Source organism: Paraburkholderia sp. (assembly GCF_035948235.1).
In the GTDB taxonomy this organism is placed as follows: domain Bacteria; phylum Pseudomonadota; class Gammaproteobacteria; order Burkholderiales; family Burkholderiaceae; genus Paraburkholderia.
On sequence record NZ_DASZJJ010000140.1, the window covers coordinates 34,056 to 48,289 of the forward strand.

Annotated in this window: 17 protein-coding genes; 12 read left to right on the forward strand and 5 right to left on the reverse strand. The window is 64.8% G+C overall.

What is annotated here, in order from left to right; translation table 11 throughout:
* Window positions 1–136: 136 nt before the first annotated feature.
* Window positions 137–1,063 (reverse strand): carbon-nitrogen hydrolase family protein, encoded by a 927-nt coding sequence (locus VG320_RS12445; RefSeq protein ID WP_327200412.1) that lies wholly within the window; start codon window positions 1,061–1,063, stop codon window positions 137–139.
* Window positions 1,064–1,151: 88 nt separating this feature from the next.
* On the opposite strand from VG320_RS12445, the gene VG320_RS12450 reads away from it, so the two are divergent.
* From VG320_RS12450 to VG320_RS12485, 8 genes are all read left to right on the forward strand, one after another.
* Window positions 1,152–2,084: a LysR substrate-binding domain-containing protein gene (locus VG320_RS12450; protein WP_327200413.1), complete on the forward strand. Its 933-nt coding sequence runs from the start codon at window positions 1,152–1,154 to the stop codon at window positions 2,082–2,084.
* Window positions 2,085–2,187: 103 nt separating this feature from the next.
* Window positions 2,188–2,496 (forward strand): YXWGXW repeat-containing protein, encoded by a 309-nt coding sequence (locus VG320_RS12455; protein ID WP_327200414.1) that lies wholly within the window; start codon window positions 2,188–2,190, stop codon window positions 2,494–2,496.
* A gap of 164 nt (window positions 2,497–2,660) precedes the next feature.
* Window positions 2,661–3,458, forward strand: coding sequence for an RNA polymerase sigma factor (locus tag VG320_RS12460; protein WP_327200415.1), 798 nt, complete (start codon window positions 2,661–2,663; stop codon window positions 3,456–3,458).
* Window positions 3,455–3,940: a hypothetical protein gene (locus tag VG320_RS12465; RefSeq protein ID WP_327200416.1), complete on the forward strand. Its 486-nt coding sequence runs from the start codon at window positions 3,455–3,457 to the stop codon at window positions 3,938–3,940. Before VG320_RS12460 ends, VG320_RS12465 begins: the two co-directional genes overlap by 4 nt.
* On the forward strand, window positions 3,937–4,470 hold the full coding sequence (locus VG320_RS12470; protein ID WP_327200417.1) for a periplasmic heavy metal sensor: 534 nt from the start codon (window positions 3,937–3,939) through the stop codon (window positions 4,468–4,470). Before VG320_RS12465 ends, VG320_RS12470 begins: the two co-directional genes overlap by 4 nt.
* A 108-nt stretch (window positions 4,471–4,578) precedes the next feature.
* Window positions 4,579–6,036 (forward strand): DUF1800 domain-containing protein, encoded by a 1,458-nt coding sequence (locus tag VG320_RS12475; protein WP_327200418.1) that lies wholly within the window; start codon window positions 4,579–4,581, stop codon window positions 6,034–6,036.
* A 5-nt stretch (window positions 6,037–6,041) separates the two neighbouring features.
* The gene (locus VG320_RS12480) at window positions 6,042–7,190 is read left to right on the forward strand and encodes a DUF1501 domain-containing protein (protein ID WP_414696026.1); all 1,149 of its coding nucleotides are present in this window, start codon (window positions 6,042–6,044) and stop codon (window positions 7,188–7,190) included.
* A gap of 72 nt (window positions 7,191–7,262) precedes the next feature.
* Complete coding sequence (locus tag VG320_RS12485; RefSeq protein WP_327200419.1) at window positions 7,263–7,463, forward strand: YXWGXW repeat-containing protein; 201 nt, start codon at window positions 7,263–7,265, stop codon at window positions 7,461–7,463.
* A 32-nt stretch (window positions 7,464–7,495) separates the two neighbouring features.
* Here the strand turns inward: VG320_RS12485 and VG320_RS12490 are convergent, their stop codons facing one another.
* Together VG320_RS12490 and VG320_RS12495 are read right to left on the reverse strand one after the other, a co-directional pair.
* A complete protein-coding gene (locus VG320_RS12490; protein WP_327200420.1) occupies window positions 7,496–8,908 on the reverse strand; it encodes a carbohydrate porin in 1,413 nt (470 codons plus the stop codon).
* A gap of 106 nt (window positions 8,909–9,014) precedes the next feature.
* Window positions 9,015–9,200, reverse strand: coding sequence for a hypothetical protein (locus VG320_RS12495; protein ID WP_327200421.1), 186 nt, complete (start codon window positions 9,198–9,200; stop codon window positions 9,015–9,017).
* 950 nt (window positions 9,201–10,150) lie between these two features.
* On the opposite strand from VG320_RS12495, the gene VG320_RS12500 reads away from it, so the two are divergent.
* The gene (locus VG320_RS12500) at window positions 10,151–10,291 is read left to right on the forward strand and encodes a hypothetical protein (RefSeq protein ID WP_327200422.1); all 141 of its coding nucleotides are present in this window, start codon (window positions 10,151–10,153) and stop codon (window positions 10,289–10,291) included.
* Between the two features lie 60 nt (window positions 10,292–10,351).
* The gene (locus VG320_RS12505) at window positions 10,352–12,010 is read left to right on the forward strand and encodes an NRAMP family divalent metal transporter (protein WP_327200423.1); all 1,659 of its coding nucleotides are present in this window, start codon (window positions 10,352–10,354) and stop codon (window positions 12,008–12,010) included.
* A gap of 75 nt (window positions 12,011–12,085) precedes the next feature.
* Here the strand turns inward: VG320_RS12505 and VG320_RS12510 are convergent, their stop codons facing one another.
* Window positions 12,086–12,307 carry a hypothetical protein gene (locus VG320_RS12510; protein ID WP_327200424.1) on the reverse strand — a complete coding sequence of 74 codons (222 nt, stop codon included), beginning with the start codon at window positions 12,305–12,307 and terminating at the stop codon, window positions 12,086–12,088.
* Window positions 12,308–12,597: 290 nt separating this feature from the next.
* On the opposite strand from VG320_RS12510, the gene VG320_RS12515 reads away from it, so the two are divergent.
* Window positions 12,598–12,984 carry a hypothetical protein gene (locus VG320_RS12515; RefSeq protein WP_327200425.1) on the forward strand — a complete coding sequence of 129 codons (387 nt, stop codon included), beginning with the start codon at window positions 12,598–12,600 and terminating at the stop codon, window positions 12,982–12,984.
* A 142-nt stretch (window positions 12,985–13,126) separates the two neighbouring features.
* Window positions 13,127–13,543 carry a hypothetical protein gene (locus VG320_RS12520; RefSeq protein WP_327200426.1) on the forward strand — a complete coding sequence of 139 codons (417 nt, stop codon included), beginning with the start codon at window positions 13,127–13,129 and terminating at the stop codon, window positions 13,541–13,543.
* Window positions 13,544–13,554: 11 nt separating this feature from the next.
* Here the strand turns inward: VG320_RS12520 and VG320_RS12525 are convergent, their stop codons facing one another.
* Window positions 13,555–13,971, reverse strand: coding sequence for a Rap1a/Tai family immunity protein (locus tag VG320_RS12525; protein ID WP_327200427.1), 417 nt, complete (start codon window positions 13,969–13,971; stop codon window positions 13,555–13,557).
* Window positions 13,972–14,234 lie beyond the last annotated feature (263 nt).

Here is a 14,234-nt window from a genome sequence, read left to right on the forward strand (position 1 = left end):
CCCCGCAGCCTGACAGAGCAACGCGCTCCGATCAATGTCCAAACACGCATCAATGACTGACAGTGGCGGCAATAATGCGCGGGCGGTGGCTGCCCGCGAGACGCCCCACAAAATCAATCAGTCATCCATATCATCTTCATTCGCCCACAAAATTCACCGTGCGCCTGGCGCGCTCGTCCACATTCAACGAAAACACATCGGGCCGCGCATAGTGCCCCACCACATCGAAGTCATAGCGGGCGCGTACGAGTTCATCAGTGTCGATCTGCGCGCTCACAAGCCCCGTCTCGCCGTGCAGCGGCCCCGCGAGAATCTCGCCCAGCGGCCCGACGATCACGCTGCCGCCATTGATCAGCGCACGCGCGGGGTCCCAGCCCGGCACGTCGATACCGAGCGCGGCCGGCGAAGGCTGCACCTGGCACGCGCTCACGACGAAGCAACGCCCCTCGTGCGCGATGTGGCGCATCGAGCATTGCCAGACCTCGCGTTCATCGACGGTCGGCGCGCACCAGATCTGCACGCCCTTCGCGTACATCGCCGTGCGTAGAAGCGGCATATGGTTTTCCCAGCAGATCGCCGCGCCCGCGACGCCCGCGCCCGTCTGCACCACGGGCAGCGTCGAACCGTCGCCCTGCCCCCAGATCAGACGCTCGGTACCGGTGGGCATGAGCTTGCGGTGTTTCGCCACCAGACCGGCGCGCGGATCGAAGAACAGCGCCGTGCAGAAGAGTGAACTGCCCGCACGCTCGATCACGCCGATCACGATCGACGCCTCGCAGCGCGCCGACAGCGCAGCGAGTGCATCGGTCTCCGGGCCCGGCACGTCGATGGCGTTCTCGAAGTAACGCGCGAACGCCTCGCGGCCTTCGGGCAGCCGGTAGCCAAGCCGCGTGCCGAAGATTTCGCCTTTTGGATAGCCGCCCAGCAGCGCCTCCGGCATGACGACGAGCGCGGCGCCCGACGCGCGGATATCCGCTTCGAACGACAGAATATGGTCCAGCGTGGCGGCCTTGCCCTGCGGCAGCGAGCCGATCTGCAAAGCGGCGATGGTCGATTTCGGCATGAAGGTTCTCCGTGATCCATGTATCGAGGCGAATCCGTATGATGGCGGGGTCGCAACCCTGCGCCCACGCGCGCCGCCACTTTCTGCTATGCATGCCCGTGATATCTCCGGCGTCGATCTGAATCTGCTGAAGATTTTCGAAGCGCTCTTCGAGGAAGGCGGCGCGAGCCGCGCCGCGATCCGGCTGGATATGACGCAATCCGCCGTGAGCGCGGCGCTCAAGCGTTTGCGCGTGCTCTACGACGACCGCCTCTTTACGCCGACCGGACGCGGCCTCGCGCCCACCGCCCGCGCGCGCGAACTCAAGCCCGTCGTCACCGAAGCGCTCGATCGCGTGCGGCAGAGTCTTGCGATTGCCTCGCCGCAACCCGCGAGTTTTCACGGCCGCGCCGTCGCCATCGGCCTCTCGGACGATTTCGAACTGGCGCTGGGCCAGCCCATCATCGCCCAGGTGGCGCGGCATGCGCCGGGGCTGCGCGTGATCTTTCGACAGACTTACAGCCAGATCGTGAGCGACAGCCTTGCCACCCAGGAGATCGATCTGGCCATCGCGGCGGGCGGCTTCGGCGCGCGCGGGCTCAGCCATCAATCGCTCGGCCAGGGCGACTATGCCTGTCTTGTCGATGCGGCGTCCCTGCCGCCTGCGAACGACGCCACGCTCGCGCTCGAAGCCTTTGTGGCGCGCGGGCATATTCTGGTGTCCTCGGGCGGCGTGGTCGGCATCGTCGACGAAGCGCTCGCCGCGCAGGGCCTCAAGCGCACAGTGATTGCGTCGACCACGCATTTTGCCGCCCTGCCGCATCTGCTCAAGGGCACCCAGGCCATCGCCACCATTCCGCGCCATGCCGCAGCGGCCATCGCCGCACTCACCGGGCTGCGGCTGGTCGAATGCCCGCTCGCCCTGCCCGGTTATCCGATCGAACTGGGCTGGTGCGCCAATGCGCTGCGCGACGTGGCCGTGGCGCGCGTGCGCGATGCCATCGACGCCTGCGCGTCTTGTCTGGGCGCACCGCGCGTCTGAAAAAATTTCGCCGCACAGCGACGGATTTTTCCTGCCGCCCCGTTCAAGAGTGACAAGCACGCACGAAAGCCGTGTGCTTATCACGAACAACGGGAGGAATTCCATGTCTCGCAAGCCACTTCAGTCATGCCGATCGCTGCTCGTCGCCGCCACGCTGGCGCTCGCGGGCAGCGCCGCCATCGCGCAGACCGTCATCATCGCCCCGAACGCGCCGCCGCCGCCGCGCGTGGAGCACGTGCCGCCGCCGCGCGCGGGCTACGCCTGGGACCCGGGCCACTGGCGCTGGGATCACGGCGGCTATGTGTGGGCACCGGGCCACTGGCAGCCGATGCGCATGGGCCAGCGCTGGGTGCCCGGCCACTGGATCGAGCGCGGCCCGAACTGGCGCTGGGTGCCGGGCCATTGGGCTTGACGGCCTGATGCCCGAACGGAGATCACGATCATGAAGACACTGCTCATCATCGCGCTGGCCGCGGCGGTTCTCACGGGCTGCATCGTCGAACCCGCGCGCCCTGCGTATTACAGGCCCGGGGTCGTCGTATATTGAACGTTCGCGAACCGGCCGACGCCGCCGCCATGACCAACATCGCCACGGCGGCGGCGCGGCCCGAACCGGCGCACGCCCATGGAGGGCATGACGATGAGACCCGCACGGCCCAGGCCGTCGCCACCGATGCTGCTGCCGATCCAGGCGCGCAACCCGCGCCGCGACGGAATCGCGCCTTGAACGACGCTCAGGAAGACGAGTCCACGCACGGATCGACGTCGAATCAGGAATCGAATCGCGCCGCGACTCCACAGCGCGCCGCAGAAGCCGATCCCGATGCGAGCCTGATCGCTCGCGTCGGCGCGCGCGACGCGGGCGCGGTGCGCTCGCTCGTCGTGAACAAACTGCCGCGGCTGCTCGCGCTCGCGACACGCATGCTGGGCGACCGCATGGAAGCCGAGGACGTGGCCCAGGAGGCGTTCATGCGCATCTGGAAACAGGCGCCGCACTGGCGCACCGGTGAGGCGAAATTCGATACGTGGCTGCACCGCGTCGCCCTCAATCTCTGCTACGACCGCCTGCGCGGCCATCGCGAGACGCCCGCGCCCGATGCCGACGCCTTGAGCGAGCAAGCCGATCCCGCCGCGCGGCCCGACGAGCGTCTGGAGTCGCGTGCGCGCGACGCCCGCGTGCGCGACGCGCTGGCGGCGTTGCCGGTACGCCAGCGCGAGGCGCTCGTGCTCACTTATTATCAGGAGCTTTCGAACGCCGAGGCGGCCGCGCTGATGGACATCACGGTCGATGCGCTCGAAAGCCTGCTGGCGCGCGCCCGGCGCACCCTGCGCGCACAACTGGCCGGCGAAGGGCCCGCCAAGGATCGAGCATGACATCCGAACGATTCCACACACTCGTCGAAGCCTATGGCACCGATCCGCGCCGCTGGCCGCAGCACGAGCGCGCCGACGCGCTTGCGTGGGCGCGCGCGCATCGCGCCCAGGCCGACATCGTGCTCGAGGAAGCGCTGGCGCTGGACGCGTGGCTCGCGCGCGATATGATCGCGCCGCCCTCGCGCGCGCTGGTCGAGCAGATCATCGAAAGTGCTCCCCTGGCCGTGCCGGTGCCCGCCAATACCGATCGCACGAAGCGCAAACGCTTCTGGTGGTCGGGCGCGGCGTTCGCGGGTGTGGGGCTCGCGGGGGCGCTGGCGGGCGCGTTGGCCATGTCGGTCATGCTCACGGGCAATACGCTCACGGGTGGCCTCGCCATCCAACCTGGTTCGCAGCAAGACGCGCTTCACGAAGCAACACACGACAGCAGCTATTTAAGTACGAGTTTCGGCGGTTCGAGCGCCGATTGGGGTGATGAATGAACGCACGCTCGTGGAAGGTGCTAATTGCAGGATCGGTCCTGCTCAATGTGTTTCTGCTCGGCGGGATCGCGGGCGGCGCGTGGCGCTGGTTCGCGGCGCGCGACCTCACGCAGGCGCAGACGGTGGCTCAACCAGGCCAGCCCGCACAGCGTGCGGCGCTGCGCTTCGCCACGGACTATCTTTCGCCCGAGCGGCAGCAGCAGTTTGTCGATGCCTTGAAGGCGGCGCGACGCGAGGGCCGCGACGATGCCCGCGCGGCTCGCGACAGCCGTCGCCAGGTGCTCGATCTGCTGGCCGCGCCGAAGTTCGATCGCGCCGCGCTCGATGCGGCGCTTGCGCGCACGCGTGAATCCGATATCGCGTTGCGCACGCGCGTCGAAACCGGTGTGGCCGATTACGCTGCCACGCTCACGCCCGAGGAGCGCGTGAAATTCGTCGAAGGGCTGGAGCGCAGCGGACAGTGGCGTCTGCTACCAAAGCCGCAGCGCAAGGCCGGATCACAAGCAGGCTCGACGCAACAACAGCAATAGTCGAAAGAAAAAAATCAGCAGGACAGCGACGGATTCGCGCGCGGGCCGCGTTTAAGGACAGTACGCAACACCTCGAACGCCCTTCACCCGACCTGACAAGGACCGCGCATGAACAGCCAGCCCACCGCCCGCGATGCCGCGATCGCGATGAACCGCTTTGGCCTGGGTGCGCGCGCCGACGAGACTCCGCCCGCCGATCCGCAACACTGGCTGCTCGACCAGTTCTCCCGCTACGAGCCGCTGCCGGCGGCGTGGCGCGAGGAGCCCGGCGCGGTCGCACTGGCGACGCGTTTTGGCGAAGAACGCCAGCAAGGCATGGCGGATAGCGCGGCTAGTGGCGTACAGACTGCTGCGGCCAGCACCGCCCCCGCCTCCTCGCCCGCCAACCCACAAGCCGCGCGTCAGGCGGTCAATCGCGCGATCCGCCGCGAAAGCGCCGATATCTATCGCAGCGCGGTGAACGCGCGCCTCACCAGCGCGCTGCAAACCGACACGCCCTTCGTCGAGCGTCTCGTGCATTTCTGGTCGAATCACTTTGCCGTCTCCGTCGACAAGTTCGCCATTGCGGGCCTCGCGGGTGCGTTCGAAATGGAAGCGATCCGTCCGCATGTGCTCGGCAATTTCGAGGACATGCTGGTAGCCGTCGAGCAGCACCCGGCGATGCAGCTTTTCCTCGACCAGACGCGTTCGGTGGGGCCCGACAGCCGCGCCGCGCTGCGCGCCGATCAACGCGATCCCGAGCACAAGCGCGGCCTCAACGAGAATCTGGCGCGCGAGATCATGGAACTGCACACGCTCGGCGTGCGCAGCGGCTATACACAGGAGGATGTCACCGAATTCGCGCGAGCGCTCACGGGCTGGAGCGTGGCCGCCGCGCGCGGTCCGCTGCCGGGCAACGCGGAACCGGGATCGTTCGTGTTTCGCCCCGCCTTGCACGAGCCAGGCGCGCGCACCGTGATGGGCCGCCAATATGATCAGGACGGCGAACTACAGGCGCGCGCGATTCTGCATGACCTCGCGCGCGCGAGCGCCACCAGTCGCCACGTCGCCTTTCAGCTGGGACGCCATTTCGTCGCCGATAATCCCCCGCCCGCGCTCACTGAGCGCCTGGCCAGCGCCTTCGAACAAAGCGGCGGCGATCTACCCACCGTTTATCGGGTGCTCGCGACCTCGCCCGAAGCCTGGGCCGCGCCCGACACCAAGTTCAAGACACCGTGGGAATGGACCGTGTCGTCGATGCGCGCGCTTGGCTGGCGCGATCGCGGCGACCTCAATGCCGCGCCTCTGCTCACGCAACTGGGCCAGCCGATCTGGCGCCCTGGCTCGCCCGCGGGCTACGACGACATCGCCGCAAGTTGGGCCGCGCCCGATGCCTTGGTGCGGCGTGTCGAAGTCGCGCAGCGTTTCGCGGCGCGCGTGGGCGACCGCATCGATCCGCGCACGCTCGCGCCCACCGTCCTGCCGGGCACGCTCACGCCACCCACCGCCACGGCCGTGGCGCACGCAGAAAGCGCGCCGACAGCCATCGCCTTGCTGCTCGTTTCGCCTGACTTCCTGAGGAGATAACCACCATGCTCTCCCGTCGCCATTTCCTGCGTGTCGCCGCTGCGGGTGCGGGCGCGATGCTGGTCGCGCCGCAAATCGTGTTCGCCAGCGCCGCCACCGAACGCCGCTTCGTTTTCGTGATCCAGCGTGGCGCCGCCGACGGTCTGAACATCGTCGTGCCCTATGCCGAGCCTGCTTACGCAGGCCTGCGCGGCGCGCTCGCCATCGACACCGCAAACGCCAGCAAACTCGACGGCACCTTCGCGCTGCATCCGGCGCTCGCCCAGACCGCGCAGATGTATCGCTCGGGCCAGGCGCTGTTCGTGCATGCGGTCGCCTCGCCGTATCGCGACCGCTCGCACTTCGACGGCCAGAACGTGCTCGAAACGGGCGGCCGCGCGCCGTATCAGGTCAAGGACGGCTGGCTCAACCGGCTCGTCGCGCAGGTGGGCGGCACGCGCGAGAACGCCATCGCGTTTGCGCCCACTGTGCCGCTCGCTTTGCGCGGCGTGGCGCGCGCGACTTCGTATGCGCCCTCCGCGTTGCCCGCCGCTTCCGACGATCTGCTCACGCGCGTTTCCGCGCTCTATGAGGGCGATGCGCAATTGCACGGCCTGTGGAGTTCGGCGATGACCGCGCGCGGCCTGGCGGGCGACGTGAGCGCGCGACAAGACCCGGCGAGCGTGGGCAAACTCGCGGCCGGATTTCTCGCGCGCGCGGACGGCCCGCGCATTGCCATGATCGAGACCGGCGGCTGGGATACGCATAGCGCGCAGAACGCGCGCCTGGCCAACCAGTTGAAGGCGCTCGACACAATGCTCGCCGCGCTGCGCGACAACCTCGGGCCGGCGTGGGACAACACGACCGTGCTCGTGGCGACCGAATTCGGCCGTACGGCGGCGGCCAACGGCACGGGCGGCACCGACCACGGCCAGGGATCGGTCGCGATGCTGTTGGGCGGCGCGGTTGCAGGCGGGCGCGTGATCGCCGACTGGCCTGGCCTGCGCCCCGGCGATCTTTACGAGTCGCGCGACCTCAAGCCGACTGCCGCGCTCGATGCGCTCATCGCAGGCGCCGCCGCCGAAAGCCTGGGGCTCGATCCGCAGCGCGCCGCGGCGGCGCTGTTTGGCCAGGCGGGCACGGTGCGGCCCATTACCGGACTCGTGCGGACCTGATGCACCCAGGCTTTGCGCGAGGAGACCACGACGCAAGCCAACGATAAAACCATCATCAAGGAGGAATCCATCGTGAAAACGAAGCTCTATTTCACCGCACTCGGTTGCGCCGCTCTTCTTTCCGCCTGCGTGGTCGAACCCGCGCGGCCACCCGCACCGCCGCCGCGCGTCGAAGTCGTTCCGCCCGCCCCGCAACCCGGCTATCACTGGGTCAAGGGCCATTACCGCTGGGAAGGCAATCATTGGGAATGGATACCTGGCCACTGGGCGTAAGCCTGATAACCATTACCTGGTTTTCCTGAATATCAGAACGCGATCGTGGTGCGCACGCCGACGATCGCTTCGTCTCCCACGCGGCGCGCGCCATTCTGAGGATCGGGAATGCCGCCCGCTGGTCTGAACAGATACTGGAAGTCGGCCTGCATCTGCCACCACGGTGCGATCTGATACTGATACGTCGCTTCCAGCACGGTTTCCGCGCTGCGCGAAGGTGCGCCCGGCGTGTCGCTTGCCAGCTCTTGCGCATGCGAGCCAATCTGCGCATAGCCCACCGCCAGTCCCGCCACATCGTTGTCGCGCCCTTTAAACGGCGCCTTCAGGCTCACGCCTGCGTTCACGGCCAGATCGACGAGATTGCGATCGCCCGGTGCGGCCATCACGCGCGCGAACACGCCCAGCGATTGCGGGCTGTCCGCGGCAGGACGCCAGACCATCTGATCCGCGACGGCATAGACACCGTAGTCGCCCTTGTGCGCGAGCGGCACGCCCGTGCTCGCGGGATTGGCAAGCGAGAGACCGGTGTTATCGAAACGCTGGTCGGCGAACTGCGCCGTGTCGTACCAGACGCCCAGCTTGTAGGTGCCTGGCAATCCTGATGGTTTTACTGCAGATGCGTCGGACGGCGTCGGATTGAGCGCATATTGGACCTCGCCGATAAAGAGCGCGCCGTCGTGCAGGTTGAAGTTCGTGCCGTGTGCATTGAGCTTTTGCGGGTCGCCCGCGCCGTTACCGGACGGATTCCCGTCGAACACGCCGGCCAGCACGGTCCACGTATCGGAGGGCATCGCGCGCAGACGCACACCCAGCGCCGCAAGCGGATACGCGGGACCGCCCGCCGGCATATCGACGGACGGCAACACCGGCCAGCCGAAGGTCGCGTTCATGAACGTATTCGCGTACTGGCTCGTCATAAACTCCTGATCGAGACTCTGCTGGCCGATCTTCACATCGGCCTTGCCGCCCGCCAGGCTCTGCTGATACCAGAGTTCCCAAAGCCGCGTGGTCGAATCGGCCTCGATGCCCGAAGCGGATTGCAGCGCGAGCAGATTGCGCTGCGTGAGATTGGTGCCGTGAATCTGCAGCGCCGACACGTTGAAAATCCCGCCCGGCAAACCGAAAGCCTTTTGCGTATCCACGCCCACGCTCATTTCCGTGAGCCCGTCATAGGCGCCGCTGCGATGAACGCCGCCCGAAAGATTGTTCAGATATTCGCTGGTTTCCTGCAGGCCAAACGAGATGCCCCGATCGGCAAGCCAGGGGCGCAGGCCGCCCATGTCGCCGAATAGCGTTGCACGATCCCAGAGACCTGGCGGTGCGGCCGGTGTCGCGGCGTCGCTCGCTTGTGCAAAGGCGGCGGGCGAAAGACCGAAAGCGAGCAGCGCGGCAGCGCCAAAACGTGAAACCCGGAACGAAGGCGTTGTGTTGAGCGGCTTTTTCATGATGTTTTTTGTAGGGACGAGTGTGCCCCGCGCAAAGGCGGAGCGATTGCGAAAAGTGACTTGCTTGAAATTCATGCCCGCGACGCGGGCGCGGCGCTCGTCGCGCCTAGGAGAACCACCAGCTCAAACGCAGCGCGCGATCGATCTCGCCGGAAGCGGACGACGCGCACAGCGCCGCGACGAGCGCGACGGCGGCGATGGTCAATGCCAGCATGAGCGTGGCGAGGCCCACGCGAGCGCGTGGCGGACGCGGTCCGCCCAGGCATGACGTAGCGATGAATTTGACGGACATAAGCCCACCTCCGCGCGCCCGTTTAAATCAGGCGACGAATGGCCACACGCGCAAAGACGTGCGACGTCCCGCAGGCATGCCTGCGAAAGACGGTTCAACAGAGGGAGCGTGCTTTGAAAAAACGAAGAAGCGCGCCAACCCGACCAGAGCGAGTTGACGGCGAAGGAAAAGTCCTGCGGCGTCTAACTCGCGAATGTGACGCCGGCGCAGGCCGGCATCCAACTTCCACTGCTAGAGCATGTGTCCACGAGGGACTCCTTTCGATGTAACGGGGCGGATTGTATTCGGCACTTGCGCAAAACCGCAAGCAAAAATCACATCAAAAGATGCGCCGTTGTTTTCGGCATCGTGATGCAAAGCCAGGCCTATGTCCTGCGTCAAAACCGCAATCAAGACGCAAGCCAATGGACAGGTTTCCTATGCAATTGACTAGGCCGATGCTTTCATTTTTATTCCCTCGGCATTGATCGTGTTTCATTTGCATCGAATGCAAGAAACGGGTTGACGCGTCAAATGTCCAGTGCCTAGAATCCCGGAATCTTCACTAAGGGGGCTGACGCCTTGGACACCAGCAGTAGTCGATCTTCGAACTGTTTCGCCGCCTGACCGGCTCGACGTCCGCGCTTACCTTCCTTAGCCGCCGTCCTGCCAGCAGGCAGACGGTGCGCGCCGCAATTACTCTCCGTGCACCTTTAATTCGCGCCATCCGGCCGCTGCGTTCGCACGTCCGTATGGTTTCCCGTCGTGGGCCAAGGCTCGCGACTGCGTTCGCGCGCCTTGCCGATAAAGGAGCCGCCATGCCGGACAGTGATAGTTATCCCTTACGTATGCCTTTGAACCCATCGTCCCTGAACGGGAAAAGCGAGTAGACGTTCGCCTGGCGCATCGCGCACGGCCTCCGGTCGCTGGCTTTCCCGCGAACGCGCCAATCCGGCGCCCGGAGCAACACTATGAACTTCGCACTCCTGCTTTCCAGCCTTCCTCATGTCGATGAAGCACGCGGCCACTACGACCGCATGCTTGCGCTGCACCACCGCGCGCCAGGCCGCGTCGCCCGTCTGTGGCAACGCATTGCGCGCCGATTTTCCTGAGCGGAGCTGAACCGCTTCGCTCACCCGTCACGCTATCTACAACGATAAAACGGAACCATCATGTCCACGCCAGCCAACTTTCCTCAGTCCAATGTGTCGCCGCCACGCAGCGCCGTGCTCGACGACGCCCATGTGGGCGATATCCACGGTGCGCTCGGCACCATCTCGCGTCATGATCTCGCGCCGCGCACGAGCTGGTGGGCGCGTTTTCGCACCCTGCTCGCCATCCTGGGCCCAGGCCTGATCGTGATGGTGGGCGATAACGACGCGGGCGCCTTCGGCACTTATACGCAGGCCGGCCAGAACTACGGCACCACCCTGCTCTGGACCCTGCTGTTGCTCGTGCCCGTGTTGTATGTGAATCAGGAAATGGTGCTGCGCCTGGGCGCGGTCACTGGCGTGGGCCATGCGCGCCTGATCTTCGAGCGCTTCGGCAAATTCTGGGGCGCCTTCAGCGTCATCGACCTGTTCGTTCTCAACGCGCTGACGATCGTCACCGAATTTATCGGCATCACCTTTGTGCTCGATTTCTTCGGTCTGCCAAAGATTGCGGGTGTGTGCATCGCGGCGGCGTTGACAATGGCAGCGGTCAGCACCGGCAATTTCCGGCGCTTCGAGCGCTTCGCCATCGGGCTGTGCCTGCTGAGCCTGCTGCTCGTGCCGGTGCTGGTGTCGATCCATCCGCCCGTGGGCCAGATCACGCGCGACTTCTTCGTCCCCAACTGGCCCGCGCACGCGAAGCTCTCGGACGTCATGCTGCTCGTGATCGGCATCGTCGGCACGACGGTCGCACCGTGGCAATTGTTCTTCCAGCAGAGCTATGTGATTGACAAGCGCATCACGCCGCGCTTCATGAAGTATGAGAAAGCGGATCTGTGGATCGGCATTCTGTTCGTGCTGATTGGCGCCGTGGCCATGATCGCGTTCTGCGCGCAGCTTTACGCGGGCAAGCCGGAATACGGCAACTTCAGCGATGCGGGCGGCGTGATCGCGGGTCTGGAAAAGTATGCCGGCCATACGTCGGCGGTGCTGTTTGCGATTGCGCTATTCGACGCAGCCATCATCGGCGCGGCGGCGGTCTCGCTTTCGACGGCCTATGCGATCGGCGATGTGTTCAAGATCCGTCACTCGCTGCATCGCGGCGTGTCGGACGCGAAGGGCTTTTATCTGGTGTATTTCGGCATCGTCGCCATGGCCGCGGCCATTGTGCTGATTCCAGGCAGCCCGCTGGGTCTCTTGACCGAAGCAGTGCAGACGCTCGCGGGCGTACTGCTGCCCAGCGCTACGGTGTTCCTTTTGCTGCTCTGCAACGACCGTGCAGTGCTGGGCCCGTGGGTCAACTCGAAGGCGCTGAACCTGTTCACAGGCGCGGTGGTGTGGGTACTGGTGATGCTGTCGATCGTGCTCACGGCTTCGGTCATGTATCCCGACATGAGCGGCGAGACCATCGTGGAGATCCTGGCGGGCGGCACGGTCCTCGCCATCGTGGGCTATGCGGTCACACTCATGTTGCGCAAGCTGCGCCGCGAACCCATTGCCGTTGTACAACGCTGGCCGCAGGGCGCACGCGATATGTGGCGCATGCCGCCGCTCGCCGAACTGGCGCCGCCCAATCTCACGCTCGCCAAGCGCGTGTGGATGGGCGTGCTGCGCGGTTATCTGCTGGTGGCGGTGATACTCGTCATCGTCAAGGTTGTGCAGATGACGTTCTCTCCCTGAATCTCATTCGATGACTCACTGAAAGATGCGGCGCGCTGGATCATACCGGCGCGCCGCATTCATTTCTGGCTCCAGTTACGCGTGCGGCGTCAGATCGAGAACCGGTTCGGTCCTGAGCGCGTCGTAAATCTCGGCCATCGGCATATCGCCGACTTCGGTGCGGATATAGGTTCCAAATGCGCGTTCGTAGAGATCGCGGCCCGCCTGCGAATCGAGTGTGAGGTCGAAACACTTGAGAACGAATTCGGCCATCCTGTCCGCATCGACAAGAAGGCGCTCGGCTTTCTTCTGATCCATTTTTGCACCCTGCGGCAACGCCGCCCTGCCATTCAAGCGAGCATCTTACCGCACGTACGCAGGCGTCGCGCGCATGCAATCTAACCCTTCTTAAAACTTTTCGATGCGCGAATACAGCGAATGGATCATCCCGCGCGCAATTGCCCAATTGACCCCGCTTGAGTCTTGATACACGTCATTTCGTGCAGAGGCCGAACACTTATAGTCACAAGCGACGTCGCGCCTTGCAGCCGGTAAAGCCGACGCCTCCTGTTCTATTCACTTGCACCTGACAATCGCGGGAGAAATTCATGCCTATCCAGCACATAAGCGTCGACATACCCACCCAACCGATCGCCAGCGAGACTCTACATGGCGATGCCGCAACAGAAGCGCCCGGCGTTGCGGAAATCGTCGCGGTCATGAAAGCAGGCGTGCGTTATAGCGCGCGTGAACTTGGGAAACTTCTCGGCGTACGCGCTCCGGTGATCAATGAAATTCTTGTGCAGGCGCTCAAATCAGGGGCACTGCGCGAAGCCGGCAGATCCTCTGATAATCGTTACTGGGTCCCTTCCGCCGAACAACTCGCGCAAGAAGCCCGGTTGCGGCAGCGCTACTGGTGGTGCCAGGCGCCGCTTACCGGTTATGAGCAGGAGCGTCGCGAGTTTCGCAATCTTTGCATGCTGGCGCGGCGCTGATGAAGTCCTGACGACGTTCCCGCGCGTGCAGACTTATTTTCAGGATGAAAGCCGGCCAAAGCCCCTTAGACTCCCGCGCGCGACATGCGCCCAGCGCCTTGCATGTCGCGACATCCGGAATATCTGCAACAGGAACTGATCGATGGACACCACTCATAACGATGGCCACCACGCGGCCCCTACTGTCACGGCCGCCATTGCAATGGAGCGCCTGCAGCAAGCGGGCCTCCAGACCGACATGCCGGCCGCCTCTGTGCAGGCCGCGTCGGTTCCCAAACTCAACGATGCCTTTGAACTGCTGCACGAGCAGGTTCGTCTTGCCAACGAAGATTTCTCCATGTTGTTCAAGATGCTGGAACCGCATCTGCCACGGCATCTCTTCAATAGCGGCTCCCATATCGCGCCTCCGCACGAGAGCGAAGCCGTCAAGGGTGTCGAGAGTCATGCATCGCGCGGCCCCGAGTTCAGCCCCACCTATAGCAAGGTGGTCAATGCGGCGGAAGCGGTCAGCCGCATGCGCCGCGGCATAGAACAGATCACGAAACATCTGGTGATCTGAACGACTGCGTTCTATTTGCAGGGGAAAGCCGCGAACAGCGCCTTGTAGACAATGGCGCCAGTCGGTTCGAGCATTTGTTCGAGATGCCCCTTCATGTAGGCCAGAACCACGCGCAACTGGTCCTTGCGCGTGAGATTCGGCGGCAGGCAGTAACGGGGCCGTTGCTTGTCAACCAGTGCCTGCACCAGCGCGCCATTCGAATAGCCGACCAGATACATGGCGCAAGCGCTGAGATTTTCCTCTTGTTGGCAGGCGGCGTAAAAGCCGTCGCCCTGATCGATGGACGACGCCGCCGAAGGTGAAGGTGAAGGCGAAGGTGCCGAGGGCCGCGTCGCTGAAGGCGCGAACGGCGTCTGCGCGACGGCATTGCCGAGGCCCAGCGCACAAGCAAGTGCAAGCGCGGTGGCCGCGAGGGTGGATTTTTTCACGATGGCTATGCTCCGGATTAAGGTCGGCGCAAGCATAGCCTCGGGACTCGCAGGCGGGTTTGCCTGTCGTCAAGCCCCGGCCATCGCAATGCAAACAATGAACAAATGGCCGCGCTCGCGGCCATTTCCACACGCATCAAAAGAACGTCTGCATGCCGATATGCGCGGCAAACTGATGATTGTTGCTCGACGGCATCAGGCCGCCGATCCATGCGTTATGCGTGCCCGCCACATCGCCGCCGGTCCACTGGTAAGCGGCATCG

Coding starts and splice junctions, on each gene's coding strand:
- VG320_RS12445 (WP_327200412.1), bottom strand. CDS start 1,063: ATGCCGAAATCGACCATCGCCGCTTTGCAGATCGGCTCGCTGCCGCAG.
- VG320_RS12450 (WP_327200413.1), top strand. CDS start 1,152: ATGCATGCCCGTGATATCTCCGGCGTCGATCTGAATCTGCTGAAGATT.
- VG320_RS12455 (WP_327200414.1), top strand. CDS start 2,188: ATGTCTCGCAAGCCACTTCAGTCATGCCGATCGCTGCTCGTCGCCGCC.
- VG320_RS12460 (WP_327200415.1), top strand. CDS start 2,661: ATGACCAACATCGCCACGGCGGCGGCGCGGCCCGAACCGGCGCACGCC.
- VG320_RS12465 (WP_327200416.1), top strand. CDS start 3,455: ATGACATCCGAACGATTCCACACACTCGTCGAAGCCTATGGCACCGAT.
- VG320_RS12470 (WP_327200417.1), top strand. CDS start 3,937: ATGAACGCACGCTCGTGGAAGGTGCTAATTGCAGGATCGGTCCTGCTC.
- VG320_RS12475 (WP_327200418.1), top strand. CDS start 4,579: ATGAACAGCCAGCCCACCGCCCGCGATGCCGCGATCGCGATGAACCGC.
- VG320_RS12480 (WP_414696026.1), top strand. CDS start 6,042: ATGCTCTCCCGTCGCCATTTCCTGCGTGTCGCCGCTGCGGGTGCGGGC.
- VG320_RS12490 (WP_327200420.1), bottom strand. CDS start 8,908: ATGAAAAAGCCGCTCAACACAACGCCTTCGTTCCGGGTTTCACGTTTT.
- VG320_RS12495 (WP_327200421.1), bottom strand. CDS start 9,200: ATGTCCGTCAAATTCATCGCTACGTCATGCCTGGGCGGACCGCGTCCG.
- VG320_RS12500 (WP_327200422.1), top strand. CDS start 10,151: ATGAACTTCGCACTCCTGCTTTCCAGCCTTCCTCATGTCGATGAAGCA.
- VG320_RS12505 (WP_327200423.1), top strand. CDS start 10,352: ATGTCCACGCCAGCCAACTTTCCTCAGTCCAATGTGTCGCCGCCACGC.
- VG320_RS12510 (WP_327200424.1), bottom strand. CDS start 12,307: ATGGATCAGAAGAAAGCCGAGCGCCTTCTTGTCGATGCGGACAGGATG.
- VG320_RS12515 (WP_327200425.1), top strand. CDS start 12,598: ATGCCTATCCAGCACATAAGCGTCGACATACCCACCCAACCGATCGCC.
- VG320_RS12520 (WP_327200426.1), top strand. CDS start 13,127: ATGGACACCACTCATAACGATGGCCACCACGCGGCCCCTACTGTCACG.